Raw genomic sequence first — 17,602 nt, 5'->3', positions numbered from 1 at the left:
ATCGATCATGAAAAAAATATTTAATAAAAAAGTAGCAGTGGTTTCTTTATTAGTCCTTTCTCTTGGATGTAAGAAATCATTAGATATAAATCAAAGTCCAAACTATCCACCAGTTGAATCAGCAACAATGGAGACTTTATTCCCTGCTGCGGTGTTGTCTACTGCAGGAAGAGTTGGAGGTGATCTGTCAATTGTTTGTGGGATGTGGGCACAATACTGGACTCAGAATAATAACTCAAGTCAGTTCAGAAACGTTGATACCTACGATCTGCAAAGTGCTTCTGCATTTGTAGACGGACCTTATACCCAGTTGTATGCAGGCGGATTGTATGACTACACAACAGGATTAGCTTTAGCTAATACAAGTAAAAACTACAGATATAAGCTGATGTATACAGTCATGAAAGCTTATACCTATCAGGTTTTGGTGGACTTGTATGATAAAGTGCCATATTCGGAAGCTTTTCAAATTGGTACAATCTTACAACCTAAATTTGATGATGGTTATACAATTTACCAGGCTCTGATTAAGGATATGGATGATGCATTATCTAAAGATTATAGAACAGGTCCATGGACTGATGAACAGCGAGCTACCGATTTTGTTTTTGGCGCTGAAGAGTTGAAGGAAGTGCAATTTGATTATTGGGAGAAGTTTGCTAATACATTAAAATTAAAAATGTATTTGCGTATGGTCAATGCTAAACCAGCAGAAGCTGAGGCTGGCATCAGAGCATTATATGGAGCTAATGCAAAATTTTTAGATATTTCTGCACAGGTTAATCTTTTTGTTAATGTACCCAATAAAAGTAATCCATTTTTTGAATACAATTTCAGGAGGTTAAATACCCCGGATAATTTGAAAGCAAGTGCCACTTTTACGAGCTGGCTGGATAAAAATGCTGATCCAAGAGCAAAAGTTTATTTTGGAGTTGACAATCCTGTACCTTCGATTAATCAGGGTGATTATTTAAATGGATCGACACATCCGGAGTATAATGATGCAGTCAATGTTGTGGTAAAAGCAAATGATCCTGTTCCTTTTATCAGTGCTGCGGAATCATATTTTATGCAGGCAGAAGCTTTGGAGCGTTATTTTGGTGGAGCAGGAGCTAAGGACATGTATGATAAAGGTGTTGCTGCGGCTTTTGCTCAGGTGAAAATTACTCCACCCGCAAGTCTTTTAGTTACTTATGCGTATCCGGCAACAGGTAATTTTGAAACTAAATTAGAAGCTATCATTACACAGAAATGGGCATCAATGTTTGGCTCTCATGGTTTGGAAGCCTTCTTTGAGCAAAACCGTACCGGTTATCCAAAAATAAGTGCTGTATATTCTGATGATCCTGCTTATATTCCAGGACAGATTGTATATGCACCTAATGGGGTGACGGGTGAAGGTAATTTTCCAAGACGTTTTGTGTTCCCTGACAGTGAGGTAAGAAGAAATAGCAATACACCTGCAGCAGTTCCGATTACTACTAAAGTTTGGTGGGGTAAATAATTTATTTTAATTAAAAGAAGAACATGAAAAAGAATATTATAATAAATACTGTGGTGATGGCATTGCTGGTGATCTTTTCTTCTTCCTGCAAAAAGGATCAGGAAATTGGTGGTACAGCAGTACAGAATCTCGCAGGAGACTGGTACGTTAAAGTTAACGGTACAGGTCCTTATATCGTTTTGTCTACGTACAACACTTCAGCAAACGTAAGCACTGAAATGTGGCTTCAGTCAACCGGGCTTAAATCCGGAACTACGGCACTGGGTGTGAAAGGTAAAGTTAGTGTTGACGTATCAAGCCAGACATTTACTGCAGCGAACACTGCCAATGTTGCTGGTACTAGTGCTACTATTCCAACCTTTAGCGTAGCTAATGGAAAAGTTGTATCTAACGGTACTGTTGGTCCTGGTTCTAAAACACCAACGGATTTAATTTCTCTTGATATCACTATTAACGGAGTTTCCTATAAAGTAGAAGGTTTCCATAAGACTGGTTTCCAATCAGATCTTCCGGGTAATCTTCCATAGGGTAGAAAAATCATAGAAATGTAATTTCAAAGGGCTGTCTCAAACATTGGAGACAGCCCTTTTTTTGTGAAATCTTTTAAAGGCGTGATTTTGGTATGGGTAAACTTCATGTCTGTTTAGGCTATTTGTCGTATTGATTACTATAGCCTCAAAGTTGAATAATAAGAGTTTGATTTTTTGCTAAATCGTTATATGATGGTTTTTGTTAAATAAATGTTCCCAAAAGATGGTTTTCAGGATAGGAAAGTGGATGACAAAGCTTTAATTAACAATGACTTAAGATGCTGTTTTCGTGTGTTTCTTTTAGATGTATATATTTCCGTATAACGAAACTTTGGTTGGTTTAGTTTTGTAGTTTTTGTCCTGAAAACAGCAAACGAATTTTATAGACGTCAGTCTAAAAATGCTGATTTTACTATCGTTATAGCTTTTTATTTAGAACACATCTTGTCTAATAATTTTTGTGTTACAACACGCAAAAAAGGAGTAAAAGAATAATTATAACGATTTTTTACTTTATCTTAGGACCCTAATTAACTAATTTATAACCTAGACAAATTTTTTATGAAAAAACTTATACTAAGTTTATTCTTGTTCTTGTCTCTTGCGATGATCGCATCGGCTCAGGACAGAACAATAACTGGTACTGTTACAGGAAAGGATGATGGGCAACCAATTCCTGGTGTCAGTGTAAAAATCAGAGGAGCTCAAGGTGGAGCTCAGACTGGTGCTGACGGAAAATATGCAGTTAAAGTTCCATCTGGAGCAACAGCATTGGACTTCAGCTCAATTGGCTACGTAGCACAATCTATTCCACTTAAAGCAGGGAATTTAATCAACGTGAGTTTACTATCTGATTCAAAATCTCTTGGTGAAATCGTTGTAACTGCTAATGCAATTAAAAGAGAAAAAAGAACACTGGGATATTCAGCGCCAACTATTAAAGCTGCTGAATTGACTGAAAGTGGTAGCCCAAGTGCTATTAACTCTTTAGTTGGTAAAGTAGCAGGTGTAAACATTTCAACATCTTCTAACTCACCAGGTAGTTCATCAAGAATCGTTCTTCGTGGAGGATCTTCAATTAGTGGTTCAAATCAGGCACTGATTGTTGTTGATGGTGTGCCTATTGATAATACAAGTCAGATTGGTGGTGCTGGTAGTACTGCAAGTAATGGTGCTTCTGCTTTATCAAGTGTAGACTTTGGAAACAGAGGTAATGATATCAATCCTGATGATATTGCTTCGGTTACAGTATTGAAAGGCCCTGCTGCTGCCGCTCTTTATGGATCACGTGCATCAAACGGTGCGATGATCATTACTACTAAAGGTGGTACTAAAAACGCTGCAAAGACTTCTATTACTTTTAATACATCAAATACATTTTCTTCAGTATTGAAATTACCTGATTTTCAAAATGAATATGGTCAGGGCTATTATCAGGCTGATCCAAAAACAGGTGCCCCTGTTTACTTAAATGGTCAGCCGGTATATAACGGTGATTTTAGAGAAAATGGTAGCTGGGGTGCTCCTTTCACGGGAGTGGTACAGCCATGGGGTCAATCTATTGATGGTGTTCGTCAGACTAAAGCATATTCTGCCGTTAAAAATAATGTTCGTGATTTCTTCGATAAAGGTTTTGCAACAGACAATAACTTAACTTTTTCTGGTGGTGGTGATAAAACGACATTTTATTTAGGTTTAAACGGCTTAAATTCTAATGGTGTATTCCCTGGTAATAAAGATGTTTTCAACAAATACGGAGTTAGATTTAATGGTACTGCAGATTTCAGTAATAAGTTCTCAGCTGGCGTATCATTTAACTACAATAAAATAAGTGCTAACCAGGTAGCTGGTGGTCAGGGTACCTCTTCTGTATTTAATAACGTATTACAAACTCCAAGAGATATCAGTTTGGTTGGTTTGAAAGACTTAAATAATAAATACAATGGTTATGGCTATACTGATGCAAATGGTGTAGTTCAGAAAAATTCGTATGGATATTATGGTGCTTATACTATGAATCCATACTGGGTGCTTGATAATTTTGACAACTTTAATGATGTAAGCCGCGTAACTGGTAACGTTAATCTGGCTTATAAACCATTAAAATGGTTAGATGTAACAGAAAGAGTTGGTATTGATACTTATTCTGATCGTCGCAGATTATTATCTCCGAAATTTAGTTTTACTCCTGCACCTGGTACTGCGAATGCTCCATATGGTGCTAGTAATATCAGAACAGATAATGGTTTGTATGAAATTGACCAGTACAATGTTACTGAGCTTGTACATGACTTAATGATTACTGCCCGTCATAAATTCAATGACGATTTTGAAGGATCATTTATGATTGGTAACAACGTTCGTCAGAGATCTGCTAATTCGCTTTTGACTGCAACAAATGCTTCTGGTGGTATGGTTGTTCCTGGGTGGTATAATCTGGCTAACAGCAATGGTCCTGTTAACGTTATTCTTGATAACATCAGCAGAAGAAGATTAGTTGGTGTTTATGCAGATTTAAACTTATCTTATAAAAACTTCCTTTTCTTAGAAGGAACGGCAAGAAATGACTGGTCGTCTACTTTACCAGTTCAGAACAATTCATTCTTTTATCCAAGTGTCAGCGGATCATTCGTATTCTCAGAATTATTAAAAAGCTCTTCAGTGAATAACTGGTTAAGCTATGGTAAAGTAAGATCAAGCTGGGCTCAGGTAGGTAACGATACTGATCCTTATCAGTTAGCGACTACCTATTCAAGAGCAATTGTTAGTGGTAACTTTGGTAATACAACTTTCCCTTTTGGTAACGTAGCTGGATTGACTGCCAGCCCCACAATCGGAAATCTTAACCTGAAACCGGAAAGAACAACTTCTTTTGAGGTAGGTACAGAATTAGGGTTTTTAGATAGCAGAATCTCTGTAGATTTCAGCTATTACAAAAACAATTCAAAAGATCAGATTATTGCAGTTCCAATTCCTAACTCGACTGGATATGGTTTCTCTCTTGTAAATGCTGGTAAAATCCAGAATAAAGGTATTGAGTTAAGTTTAAGAGGAACAGTAATCAAATCAACAAATGTAAACTGGGAACTTTATGGTACATTTACCAAAAACAACAGTTTAGTCGTGTCACTAATGCCAGGAGTTGAGCAAATCTCTATTCCGGGTGGTGCTGTGGGTGCAAACGTTGTCGCTGCTGTAGGCAGACCATTTGGTGAGTTTTATGCTGTTGATAACTTAAAAGATGCACAAGGCAGAACTGTTGTTGATCCAAAAACAGGGCGCCCTCTGCCAACTTCTCAGGCACAATATATGGGAAGTTATAACCCTAAATATCAGGCTTCATTCGGAACAAATTTCCGTTATAAACAATTGACTTTCGGAATGTTGTTTGATGTAAAACATGGTGGGGTATTCTATTCGAGAACTAAAAGTATATTGGCATTTGTTGGAGCTTCCGCTGAAACAGGAGGAGAAAGATTCAACCAGATCTGGCCTAATTCAGTTACTTTAGATGCGGCAGGTAACAGTATACCAAATACTTCAATTACTTATAATAAGCAGGATTATTACGGTGGAAATTTAAATCCGGGAACAAACATTGTTGATGCTTCTTATGTGAAATTACGTTCAGCAAATCTTTCTTATGCGTTTACTAAAGATCAGTTAAGACGTACTCCGTTTGGTGCCTTATCAATAGGTGTTTTTGGTAACAACTTATTTATCTGGACTCCAAAATCGAATCAGTTCGCTGATCCTGAGGTTAACTCTGCTGGTGCAGGTAACCTGCAAGGTTTTGACTTTACTGCACAACCTTCGCTGCGTAACTACGGTGTTAATTTAAAAGTATCATTCTAAAACAACTCGATTATGAGAACGAATAATAATATTAATCCTAAGAAGTTATTACTTCTGCTTTTTATAGCCATGATTGGATTTTCAGGCTGTAAGAAATATTTAGATATTAATCAGAATCCAAATAATCCGGATAATGCAGATCCTAACTTGCTTTTACCTACGGTACAGGCTGCAATGGGACAGGTTGTTGGTAATGCATTTCAGGTTTATGGTGGTATGTGGGCTCAGTACTGGACTCAAAGTCCAAACTCAGGGCAGTACAAAGGTATAGATGAGTATAATCTGGCTAACACTTCTTTTGACAGACCATGGTTAACTATCTATCGTAACTCTTTGGTAAATGCTGAAGCAATTATTAATAGTCAGATTCCTAGTATTGAGTATACTAAAGGTATAGCATATCTGATGAAAGCATACACCGTTCAGGTTGCCACTGATGCGTTTGGTGACATTCCTGTAGCTGAGGCTGTGAATTCAACGTTGTTCCCTGCACCTCATTATCAGACCCAGGAAGTAGCTTATGACAGTGTGTTTAAATATATTGACAAAGGTGTTGCTTTATTAAGTATAGCCGGACGTGTTTCTCCCGGAGGTCAGGATCTGGTTTTCAATGGTGATGTAGTACAATGGAAAGCATTCGCAAATACTTTAAAACTTAAAGCTTATTTGAGGATTGCGTATGCTAATCCAACAAAAGCAAGTGCGGGTATTGCTGCTTTATATGCTGCAACTCCAAATTTTTTAACTACCGATGCAGCAATTAAGTATTTAACCATTGGTGGTAATGAAAACCCACTATATAACGAGATGGTTGCGTTGAAAAGAGTACAGAATCTGGTTGCAAGCAGTACAGCTGTTGATGCTTATGTAAAAAACAACGATACTAGATTGCTTAAATTCTATGATCCGATTGCAACAGGTGATCAAACTAAGATTACAGCGATTCCTCAAGGTAGTTTCGGGGCGAATTCTGGTAAAAATGTGTCTATCCCTACTGCGTTGGTAGGTGCTAATCCATTGCTTCCTGCGTCAGCTACTACTCCCGTTAAGTTCTTCTCAGCTGCTGAAAGTTATTTCCTTCAGGCAGAAGCGGTGGTTAGAGGATACGCTGCTGGTGATGCCAATTCATTGTATACTCAAGGTATCAAAGCAAGTTTTACTGCTACAGGAAATGCTGGAGATGCAGCTGCTTATACTGCAACTGCTCCTGATGGATTGGCTGCATTAACAGCTGCTACAAGTGTAGAAGCTAAAGTTAATGCTATTATTACTCAGAAGTATTATGCCTTAAATGGTTTCCAGGGTTTTGAAGCCTGGACTGAGTATCGCAGAACGGGGTATCCTACATTTCTTGTTAAGTCTGTGGCCTCTAAATTAGGGGGAGACAGAATGCCACAACGTATGTTATATCCAAGTTCTGAAGGACTTTCTAACAGTAACTTCCCGGGTAATCTACCATTATATACTCCACTTTGGTGGGCTAAAAAATAGCCTTCCTTAAAGGATAAAAAAATAGGCCGTCATTGACGGCCTATTTTTTTATGTCTTTATTTATAAGAGAGCACAACGTCATTATTACTGACTTTGAGCATAACTTCTCTGCCTAAAATCAATGCCTGGTTATCATCAATATGGCCTGCCGGGAAATTAAAACAAACCGGATAATCATATTCCTTTACAATCTCAAAAATGAGCTCTTCCGGCGTTTGTCCAAAAGGTATCTCCTGTGGTGGTACACTATTAAATGCGCCAACAATTAAGCCCTTTAAACCGGCTAATTTTCCACTGCGTTTCAGCATGCGCATCATTCTGTCTATAGCGTATTCCTGTTCACCTACATCCTCCACAAAAAGAATCTTATCTGTATAGTCCACCTCTGATACTGAGCCCTGCAGAGCAATAAGGAGGGAAAGATTGCCTCCGATAAGAATGCCTTCTGCCTGTCCTCCTCTATTGGGAAAAGAACTGGTATAGGCATAGCTGAAGTCTTCTCCAAACAATGCTTTTCTTAAAGTTTCTAAGGATTGCGGGGTTCCGGTTTCAAAAGAAGCCGGCATTTGTCCATGAATACTCTGGGTGTTAAGTGCGGCAAGGAGGTGAGACAGGAATGCTGTCGTATCACTGAAGCCGGCAATCCATTTGGGGTTTTGATGAAATGTACTAAAATCCAGTTTGTCAATAATCCTTATGCCGCCATAACCTCCCCTGGCAGCAAGGATTGCTTTGATACTGGTGTCGTCCAGAAATACCTGCATGTCTGCTGCTCTGAATTCATCATCCCCCGCAAAATTAAAATGATCGCCGGAAATACTTTTACCAGTTATAACCTCTAATCCCCAGTCTTCCAGCATGGCTATTGCAGGAGAGATAGATTTTTTAAGTTTGTTTGCGGGGCAGACAATTGCAATCTTGTCTCCCTTTTTCAGATATGGGGGTTGTGTGTACATGGATGTTCCTGATTGATACAAAAGAATGTAAATAGTATTGAATTGTGGCAATATAACTAAACGATTTCTTTAATGCATTTGCAAGATATATTGTTGTTACACAATATCAAAATCAGACCGTCTGAACAATAAGTACCACTTTATGAAATGGCTGATATTTTCTTTTATGATTATTATTCGTCGTGCAGACTTATGATGGCTGCATATTTCTTTTCCTTGTGATAATTAAAATATATTATTCAGGATGTATGCAGGAATTGACGGGGATAAAATCTGATTGTGTAACCTGTTTTTCCTTAAAAATCTGCAAGGAGGGTGGTTGTTAACGTAAGCTGAATTTAAATAACGAAAAGTTATTAATTGCCAACTTATTTTTCCGTTAATTCTGTTTTAGCGGAAATGAGATGTTCGCATAGGTGTAAAATATTTCTTTTATTGACTAAAATCAGAATGTAAATATTTATTGTGCAGAACTTTAACATTTTAGTCATAATTATGTCATAATGATATGGGCGCCGGTTTTTTGCTGTTTCTGTTATGCTAAATCGTCTATATTGGAGTATTAACTTAACTAAAAACCAAGAATTTATGAAAAAACTTCTACAAAGTTTGTTCGTATTGATGCTATGTGCAGTTTCTGCATTGGCTCAGCAACGAACCATTACCGGTACGGTTACCGGGAAAGAGGATGGATTGCCAATACCCGGGGTAAGTGTAAGGGTAAAAGGTACTAAAACCGGGTCCCTCACCGGTGCTTCTGGTACTTATTCAATCGTTGTGCCGAAAGGATCAGTTGAACTGATATTTTCTTCTCTTGGCTATGTCACTCATACCAGAGCAGCACATACAAATGTGTTGAATATTACACTGGAAAATGATGTGCAATCATTACAGGATGTAGTTATTACTGGTGCATATGGTAGTGAGCAGACTAAAAAAACACAGACCGGATCTATCGGGATTGTAAAAGCTAAGGATTTAGAAGCTACACCACTGGTTTCTATTGATAAAGCATTACAGGGACGAGTTGCGGGTGTAATGTCTGTGTCAGGAAACGGACAGCCAGGTTCTAATCAGGATGTCCGTATCCGTGGTACAAGTTCTGTGAATGCAAGTAATCAGCCATTATATGTAGTTGATGGGATTCCTATCAATACAGGTGATATTTCGCGTAATACCACAACAAGTAATACACTTGCCGGACTTAATCCTAATGATATTGAAAGTCTGACTGTATTAAAAGATGCATCGGCTGCATCAATTTATGGATCAAGAGCGGCTAACGGTGTAGTTTTAATCACAACCAAAACGGGTAAAGCTGGTAAAACAAGAATCAGAGTTGATGCTGAATACGGTATAGCAAAATCTGCTTTCCTGAACGGCCCAAATAAGCCACTTAATGCTGGTCAACTGAGAGAGCTGACAGCAGAAGGACTGGTTAATGCCGGAAAAGTAAGTTCAACTCCAATTCCGGATCTTACTGCAGCTTATAACTATTATGATAATACTATTGTTGGTGCTGCAAGACAGGGTGTTAATACTGACTGGCTGGATGTAGTTAATCAAACAGGTAAACAGCAACAGTACAATGTAGCTGCAAGCGGAGGAACTGAACAAACTCAGTTTAATATATCAGGAGGGTATTTCAAGCAGGAAGGTACGGTAGTTGGTTCTGAGTTTAAACGTTATTCAACTGCTGTGAACGTCAGACATAAATACAATGAGAAATTATCTTTTGGTATTAATTTAAATGTATCTAATTCGGGTCAGAAAGGGCCGTCGGCAGGTGGGGCTTTCAGAAATCCGGTTTTGGCAGCTTATTTTTTGAATCCTTATCAAAGTCCGCGCAATGCTGATGGAAGTGTTAATAACTCACCAACAGACTTTGCGCCAGGATCAGTATTTAATCCTTTGACAATTATTACGCTTGATCAAAATAGATATAATGCACTTAAAGGTATTGGTGGTGCTGATCTTGCTTATAAGATTCTTCCAAATCTGAAATTTACTTCTAAGATTGGTATAGATTATAACGCACTGGAAGAAGATTCATATTGGAATCCTGCTTTTGGAGATGGTGGAAATACAGGAGGAAATTCAGGTAGATATTATACCAGGTATTTTAACTGGGTAGCCACTAACTTATTGAATTATTCAGCGACAATGCTGGCAGATCATTCTTTAGTAGCTAATGTAAGAGCTGGATATGAAGCTCAGAAGTCAAGTCGTTACACGTTAACTGCAATAACTACAGGTCTGCCTGCTAACGTTGATTTGAATGTTCCTTCGGCAGGGTCGGTTTTAAATACCGCTAATGGTTCTAATGAAGATTATACTTTTGCCTCTATGCTGGCCATAGGTGATATATCTTATAAAAATAAGTATGTCTTACAAGCGAGCTTCAGAAGAGACGGCTCTTCGAAATTTAGTGCTAACAATGCTTATGGTAATTTCTGGTCATTAGGTGCAAGCTGGAACATAGATCAGGAAGAATTCATTAAGCAATATAAATGGATAGATCAATTTAAGATCAGAACATCTTATGGGGTAAATGGAAATGCTGGTATTGGTAATTATGACTGGAGAGCATTATATTCTTTTGGATCCAGCTACAATTACAACGGTGTTCTTGGAAGTGCTCCATCTCAGGTAGGAAATCCTAATTTAACGTGGGAAGTAAACAAGCCATTTGATATTGGTGTAGATCTTGCCTTTTTCAAAAGCAGACTAGCCTTAAATGTGGATTATTACTCGAGAAAATCGGAGAAATTATTATTGGATGATCCTTTGTCTGTGACTTCTGGTTTCCCATTTTTCAGTAACAATGTCGGATCAATGAGAAACAGAGGGGTAGAGATTGGTATTTCAGGGACACCAGTTATTGCAGGTGATTTTAAATGGGATGTTTCATTCAATATTGCTTTCAATAAAAATGTACTGCTGGAATTATCCAATGGTCAGACCAGAGCAATTTCGGGAGTAACTGTAAGAGACATCGGCTCTAATGTGACTACCTGGTTTATGAGAGAATGGGCAGGTGTAGATCCGGCAAATGGTAACCCATTATGGTATACGGACGCTACTAAAACTGCGACGACAAGTAATTATGGTTCTGCGCAACAGGTGAATACAGGAAAACAACCAGATCCTAAAGGATTTGGAAGTTTAACCAACGGATTTAAATATAAAGGATTCAGCTTAGAAGCAATGTTGTATTTTAGCTATGGTAACTATATCAGAGATGCCTGGGCAGCTTATACACAGTCGGATGGTGCAAATGCAACATCTAACAGAGTGGCGGCACAAATGGACAGATGGCAGAAACCAGGAGATATTACTAATGTTCCTAAGTATGTTTATAATAATGCCAATAGCTCTAATGCAACATCTACAAGATTCTTGTATAAAGGGGATTATATCAGATTAAGAGATGTGACTTTGGGTTATGACTTGCCTAAGTCGGTTTTAACTTCTCTTAAAGTTTCAAGCATCAAAGTTTATGCAAGAGCATCAAATCTGTATACCTGGGTTAAAGATAAAAATCTACCTTACGATCCTGAATCTTTTGCAACCAGTTCAACAAATTTTACAGTTTATAATCCAAAAACGATTGCTTTTGGGATAAATGTAGGTTTCTAATTTAAATTATATAAAAATGAAAAGATATATAAAAAATTCAATCATACTGGCTGGATTTATCGTAGTGGGGACATTAAACTCCTGTAAAAAGAGCTTTCTGGATCAAAAACCATACGTCAGTGTAAATGTTGCAGAAGCGATTTTGACTGAAAAGGATATGTTCACAGCCTTAAATGGTACCTACTCATCTCTCAGATCTGCTCTTGTGGCTTTTGGTGGTGCGTCGGTAGCATCAACTACTACAAATAGTTTTGCCAGAAATATGCCTGTAATCGGAGAAGTCGCTGCAGATAACGTATTCGTCTCTGCTAGAAACTCGGGCAGATATGTGACTTTTGGCGCATATAGCTGGACACAGGCTGCCACAGAATATCGTGATATATGGGGAAATTTATATGCTACGATCTTAAAGGCAAATAACATTATAAATGCTTCCTTGCCACAGAGTGTAAATACAGATCAGTATAAAGGAGAGGCTTACGCGCTGAGGGCATTGTGTTATTTTCAACTGGCTCAATTTTATGCAAAACCGTATACCGACAATCCTGCCGCTGAATGTGTTCCAATTGTATTGACATTTGATTATACACTGAAACCGAAGCGTAATACCGTTGGCGAGGTATATACACTGATAATGGCTGATCTGGAAAAAGCCTATACCATGGCTGTTGCCTACAGAGGTAGTGCATATCTTTCTAAATATTCGGCACGTGCTCTTGAGGCTAAAGTAGCGTTATTTAAAGGTGATTATCCAACTGCTTTAACTTATGCTGAGGATGTCATAAAAAATAGTGGTTTCAGTCTGTTGACTTCAAGTAATTTGGTTACTTATTGGGCAACAACAGCACCTCAGGCAGCGACCAAAAATGAGACTTTATATGAAGTTGTTTCTGACAATGTTTTAAATCTGGCAACTGATGAACTTGCGTATATGTATAGCCAGGATGGGTATGGCGATCTGTTATGTGCTCCGGAACTATATAATTTGTACCGTACATCAGATGTGAGAAGATCTCTTATTACAGCTGGCAGAAGAACTAATGCGGAAAACCCTGCTTATATAGTAACTAAATTTAAATCTATTTCTGATGATAGAGATGATAAAAAAGTAATCAGAGTTTCTGATGTTTATTTAATCGCAGCAGAGGCAGCAAAAGGATCAAATAATGAGCCTTTAGCTTTAACTTATCTGAACAAGCTGGTGTCTGAGAGAGATCCTGGTCTGATTTATGCCTCATCGGGACCACAATTGCTAGAAGACATCTTAACTGAACGCAGAAAAGAACTGGCATTTGAAGGGGACAGATTACATACGCTTAACCGTTTGAAAAGAGATATTAAGAGATCAAATGTGTACCCTACGGCAGCATTGAATATTCCTTATACTGACTTTAGAAGGATTGGTCCGATCCCTCAGACAGAAACTAATAATAACCCGAATATTACTCAGAATCCAGGTTATAATTAAGGGTTCCATGTTTTTCGGTTAATCAATAAGCGGGCTGGTTTTCTTCGGGAATACCGGCCTGTTTTATACCAGCCTTTCTTTATCTTTAACTTATAAATCAACGAAAAATGAAAAGGATTATCGTTTTATGTTTTGTAATAGTCTCCTTAACTGCTTTCAGTTCTATGGGGCAGGGAATGTATATGCAGGATGTTAATGGGCGCCCATTATTAACCAGCGTATATCAAAATGTTTCTGGTTCACCGTATTTTAATCCTGATTGGATACCTGGTAAAGTTATATTGTCTGATGCCAGAACATATGAAAATGTAGGTCTGAAATATGATGAGATTAATGATGATGTAATTTACAAAGGAAAAGATGGTTCAGCTATGGCTGCTGATAATGTAAAGGAATTCAGATTGGCACCTTACGGAGTGGTAACAGACAGTACGGTATTCAGGAATGGTTTTCCGGCAGTGAAATCAAATACAGCAAAGAGTTTTTATGAAGTTTTGGTTGATGGTAAAACAAAATTGCTGAAAAAAACTATCAAAACTATTAACACATCCAGAGAATATAATTCGGCTACTGTAGATAAAACAGTAGTTGCTTCGGCTACTTATTATTTATTTCATCCTTCAGGTAATATTGCCTTTATTTCAAAAGACAAGAAATCTGTATTCAAAGAATTACCGGGTAAAGAAGCAGAGCTGACTGCCTTTATCTCTTCAAATAAACTGAATCTGAAGAATGATGCTGATCTGGTAAAACTTATCGTCTACTATAACAGTCTTTAACAAGGCTGTTATAATGCTTTGAAACGAGTTCATTTTCGTCTGTCTTTTTAGGGCTGGTGGTTATTTAATCAGCCGTAAAACTCTTATCTTTGAGCAAATAATAAAATTAGTTTTGGATAACAGTAAAATAAAAAGATATACCGTTACGGCGGCCTTACCCTATACGAATGGTCCGGTGCACATTGGGCATTTAGCCGGTGTTTATTTGCCTGCTGATACTTATGTGCGTTACCTGAGATCAAATAAAAGAGACGTTAAATTTATTTGTGGGTCTGATGAAAATGGTGTTCCCATTACATTAAAGGCTAAAAAAGAAGGTGTAACTCCGCAGGTTGTAGTTGATAAGTATCATAAAATTATCGGGGATTCTTTTAAAGAGTTCGGTGTATCTTTTGATATCTATCACCGAACCTCTTCTGAAATGCATCATGAAACAGCATCCGCTTTCTTCAAAACGCTTTATGATAAAGGTATTTTCACAGAAGAAGTAACTGAGCAGTACTACGATGAGAAAGCACAGACTTTTCTGGCTGACCGTTATATTACCGGAACATGTCCTAAATGTGGGAATGAAAATGCTTATGGTGATCAGTGTGAGAATTGCGGAAGTACATTAAATGCAACTGACCTGATTAATCCAAAGTCTACTCTATCAGGTGAACCTCCGGTTCGAAGAGAAACTAAAAACTGGTTTCTGCCATTAGAGAAATATGAAGAACAGTTAAGAACATATATTGAAAGCCACAAAGAGTGGAAACCGAATGTTGCCGGTCAGTGTCAAAGCTGGTTAAACGCAGGTTTACAGCCAAGGGCTATGACCAGGGATCTGGACTGGGGTGTAAAAGTTCCTGTAAAAGATGCTGAAGGTAAAGTCTTATATGTTTGGTTTGATGCTCCAATCGGTTATATCTCTGCAACTAAGGAATTATTCCGTTTTGCAGGTGCTGAAGCAGCTAATCCTAAGGCAGATGAATATTATCTGGATAAGAATGCTGTAGCGAAAGGAAGCTGGGAAGATTACTGGAAAGATGACACCACTAAGCTGGTACATTTTATCGGGAAGGACAATATCGTGTTTCACTGTATTATATTCCCGGCAATGTTAATGGCTCATGGGGATTATATTCTTGCTGATAATGTTCCTGCCAATGAATTCCTGAATTTAGAAGGACAAAAAATATCTACCTCCAAAAACTGGGCTGTATGGTTGAATGAATATCTGCTTGAATTTAAAGACAAGCAGGATGTATTGCGTTATGTACTGACTTCAACTGCTCCGGAAACCAAGGACAATGATTTTACCTGGAAAGATTTTCAGGCGAGAAATAATAATGAATTAGTTGCTGTATTAGGGAACTTCATCAACAGGGTGGTTGTACTTACCCATAAGTATTTTGAAGGCAAGGTGCCTGCTGTAATGGACTTAAATGAGCAGGATCAGCAGGTGATTGATGAGCTGGCTTCATATCCTGCAAAAATCGGTGCTTCTATTGAGAATTACAGATTCAGGGAAGCTCTGACTGAGGTGATGAATGTCGCGCGACTGGGTAATAAGTATCTGGCAGAAACTGAGCCATGGAAAGTTATTAAAACTGATGAAAACCGTGTTAAAACTATTTTAAATATCAGTTTACAGATTGTAGCTAACCTTGAAGTGCTGATTGAGCCATTTTTACCTTTTACAGCTGAAAAGTTAAAGGAAATGTTGAACCATGAAGGTCATTTATGGGGAGATACGGGTAAAATTGATCTGTTGCTGCCTGGTCATCAGTTGAATGAAACTGCTTTATTATTTGATAAGGTAGAAGATGCAGACGTGCAGAATCAGATTGATAAATTAAACCAGAGCAAAGTAGATAATATTGCAGCTAATGCTGTAGTTACTCCTGCGAAAGAAAATATAGACTTCGATCAGTTCAGTGCAATGGATATTCGTGTAGCAACGATTATCGCTGCAGAAAAAGTGGAGAAAACGAAGAAATTACTGAAACTTACTTTGGATACAGGACTGGATAAACGCACTGTGGTTTCAGGAATTGCAGAGTATTTTACGCCTGAAGAAGTAATAGGTCAGCAGGTTAGTCTGCTGATTAATCTGGCACCGAGAGAGATCAAAGGAATTTTATCTCAGGGAATGATTTTAATGTCTGAAAATTCGGATGGAAAACTTACTTTTGTGTCGCCTTTACAAAATCATGCAAATGGTAGCGTAATCAGGTAATACAGGTCCCGTAGTTCAACGGATAGAATAGAAGTTTCCTAAACTTTAGATATGAGTTCGATTCTCGTCGGGACCACAAAGCCTTTAGATTAAGATCTAAAGGCTTTTTAGTTTTTATATGATTGTTGCCTTACGGCAGTAGAGCAAAGAAGGGTAGAACCCTTTAATGTCTAGAAATACATATTAAAAGGAGAGGTCATATTTGTTGAAATTCGCAGGAATCCTCCTTTAATCCTGTAAAGTTTCTCATTGATGTCAAATAGATTTACCTCAAATTTAGCTTCAATCAGGTAGAGATTATCTTTGAGCTTTTCAACTTTGGTAATTTCAAAATTTGAATTATTCTGGATGTCTTTTTTTAATCCGGATCTGATTAGTATTGAAAAACCAGGAATATTGGTCGTTAATCCATCTTTCATATCATTTCCACGGAAGTCAATTGAAATTCCTTCCGTGGTGTTTTCCTTTTCAAGGTCGACAGCAAACGTTTGTTTGCCCAGTTTAAAGATATCATAGTAATCTTGAGGTGCTAACATCACATTGTTGTTCAAGAGTTGGCTGTCTTTAAATTTCTTAGTGAATAATATTTTAAAATAATCTCCTCCCTGGCTGGAACTTAAACCGCGGATTACAGTATACAGAGTCGAATCTTTTGCTCCATACCAATAATATCCACCAGTCTCATATGCTAATTTTCCTCCTTTGATTACGGTAGGAGAAGGTTTTATATTGATTGGCAGATTGCCCCTTCCATTACTGAATTTATTATCCAATATATATTGTTTCTCATTTATAGTAAAGGAAACACTGTCCCTGTAATAGGTGATTTTCTTATCAACAGGATCAGGAAGAGGAGCGGCTTCATTATTGTTTTTTTTTACAAGCAACGATTGAAATCAGAGCTATTGCTAATACTGAGTAACGTCTTATATTTTTCATGCGTGTGAAAATAGAAACAAATGAGCTATTAATTGCGATGTTTTGCTCGTATTGTAATTATTTGTACGAAAGAATTAAATAAAGAGTCTGTATAAATTAATAGAAGCGTTAAAGGTAGACCATCTCTCGTTACCCAAAGTACGTTCCTGCTGGTATCAGTTTTTTAGCTTTTAACTTTGTCTTCTTTTGCTAAAACAGGAATCTCTTTTCATAGGATATA

The 17,602-nt window shown here is 37.7% G+C and carries 10 protein-coding genes and 1 tRNA gene; 9 read left to right on the top strand and 2 right to left on the bottom strand.

Annotated features, from left to right (window positions below; genetic code table 11):
• The first annotated feature begins 7 nt into the window (after positions 1–7).
• The 4 genes from PL_RS14980 to PL_RS14965 all read left to right on the top strand — a co-directional run bounded on the left by PL_RS14980 (position 8) and on the right by PL_RS14965 (position 7,380).
• Entirely contained in the window at positions 8–1,504 is a 1,497-nt protein-coding gene (locus tag PL_RS14980) for a SusD/RagB family nutrient-binding outer membrane lipoprotein (protein WP_041882959.1), read from the top strand.
• 23 nt (positions 1,505–1,527) lie between these two features.
• Positions 1,528–2,031 carry a lipid-binding protein gene (locus tag PL_RS14975; RefSeq protein WP_052496368.1) on the top strand — a complete coding sequence of 168 codons (504 nt, stop codon included), beginning with the start codon at positions 1,528–1,530 and terminating at the stop codon, positions 2,029–2,031.
• A gap of 564 nt (positions 2,032–2,595) precedes the next feature.
• Positions 2,596–5,889, top strand: a complete 3,294-nt coding sequence (locus PL_RS14970) for a SusC/RagA family TonB-linked outer membrane protein (protein ID WP_041882960.1) — start codon at positions 2,596–2,598, stop codon at positions 5,887–5,889.
• A gap of 12 nt (positions 5,890–5,901) precedes the next feature.
• Positions 5,902–7,380 (top strand): SusD/RagB family nutrient-binding outer membrane lipoprotein, encoded by a 1,479-nt coding sequence (locus PL_RS14965; RefSeq protein ID WP_041882961.1) that lies wholly within the window; start codon positions 5,902–5,904, stop codon positions 7,378–7,380.
• A gap of 56 nt (positions 7,381–7,436) precedes the next feature.
• Here PL_RS14965 and PL_RS14960 read toward each other — a convergent pair whose 3' ends face one another.
• Complete coding sequence (locus PL_RS14960) at positions 7,437–8,336, bottom strand: S66 peptidase family protein (protein ID WP_041882962.1); 900 nt, start codon at positions 8,334–8,336, stop codon at positions 7,437–7,439.
• Positions 8,337–8,924: 588 nt separating this feature from the next.
• Between PL_RS14960 and PL_RS14955 the strand changes: the two genes are divergently transcribed.
• The 5 genes from PL_RS14955 (at position 8,925) to PL_RS14935 (ending at position 16,519) form a co-directional block, all read left to right on the top strand.
• Complete coding sequence (locus tag PL_RS14955; protein WP_160292118.1) at positions 8,925–11,975, top strand: SusC/RagA family TonB-linked outer membrane protein; 3,051 nt, start codon at positions 8,925–8,927, stop codon at positions 11,973–11,975.
• 16 nt (positions 11,976–11,991) lie between these two features.
• Positions 11,992–13,443 (top strand): RagB/SusD family nutrient uptake outer membrane protein, encoded by a 1,452-nt coding sequence (locus tag PL_RS14950; protein ID WP_041882964.1) that lies wholly within the window; start codon positions 11,992–11,994, stop codon positions 13,441–13,443.
• Positions 13,444–13,550: 107 nt separating this feature from the next.
• On the top strand, positions 13,551–14,222 hold the full coding sequence (locus tag PL_RS14945; protein WP_152620329.1) for a hypothetical protein: 672 nt from the start codon (positions 13,551–13,553) through the stop codon (positions 14,220–14,222).
• A gap of 112 nt (positions 14,223–14,334) precedes the next feature.
• On the top strand, positions 14,335–16,443 hold the full coding sequence (gene metG, locus PL_RS14940) for a methionine--tRNA ligase (protein ID WP_087149090.1): 2,109 nt from the start codon (positions 14,335–14,337) through the stop codon (positions 16,441–16,443).
• A 4-nt stretch (positions 16,444–16,447) separates the two neighbouring features.
• Positions 16,448–16,519 (top strand) — tRNA-Arg (locus tag PL_RS14935).
• A gap of 94 nt (positions 16,520–16,613) precedes the next feature.
• Here PL_RS14935 and PL_RS14930 read toward each other — a convergent pair.
• Positions 16,614–17,330, bottom strand: a complete 717-nt coding sequence (locus tag PL_RS14930; RefSeq protein ID WP_348619814.1) for a hypothetical protein — start codon at positions 17,328–17,330, stop codon at positions 16,614–16,616.
• Between the last annotated feature and the right edge of the window lie 272 nt (positions 17,331–17,602).

It is taken from the genome of Pedobacter lusitanus, assembly GCF_040026395.1.
GTDB lineage: Bacteria > Bacteroidota > Bacteroidia > Sphingobacteriales > Sphingobacteriaceae > Pedobacter > Pedobacter lusitanus.
The sequence above is the reverse complement of the archived record's forward strand: the minus strand, read 5'-3'. Positions and strand labels throughout refer to the sequence as shown.

Coding starts and splice junctions, on each gene's coding strand:
- PL_RS14965 (WP_041882961.1), top strand. CDS start 5,902: ATGAGAACGAATAATAATATTAATCCTAAGAAGTTATTACTTCTGCTT.
- PL_RS14975 (WP_052496368.1), top strand. CDS start 1,528: ATGAAAAAGAATATTATAATAAATACTGTGGTGATGGCATTGCTGGTG.
- PL_RS14950 (WP_041882964.1), top strand. CDS start 11,992: ATGAAAAGATATATAAAAAATTCAATCATACTGGCTGGATTTATCGTA.
- PL_RS14955 (WP_160292118.1), top strand. CDS start 8,925: ATGAAAAAACTTCTACAAAGTTTGTTCGTATTGATGCTATGTGCAGTT.
- PL_RS14945 (WP_152620329.1), top strand. CDS start 13,551: ATGAAAAGGATTATCGTTTTATGTTTTGTAATAGTCTCCTTAACTGCT.
- PL_RS14970 (WP_041882960.1), top strand. CDS start 2,596: ATGAAAAAACTTATACTAAGTTTATTCTTGTTCTTGTCTCTTGCGATG.
- PL_RS14980 (WP_041882959.1), top strand. CDS start 8: ATGAAAAAAATATTTAATAAAAAAGTAGCAGTGGTTTCTTTATTAGTC.
- PL_RS14960 (WP_041882962.1), bottom strand. CDS start 8,336: ATGTACACACAACCCCCATATCTGAAAAAGGGAGACAAGATTGCAATT.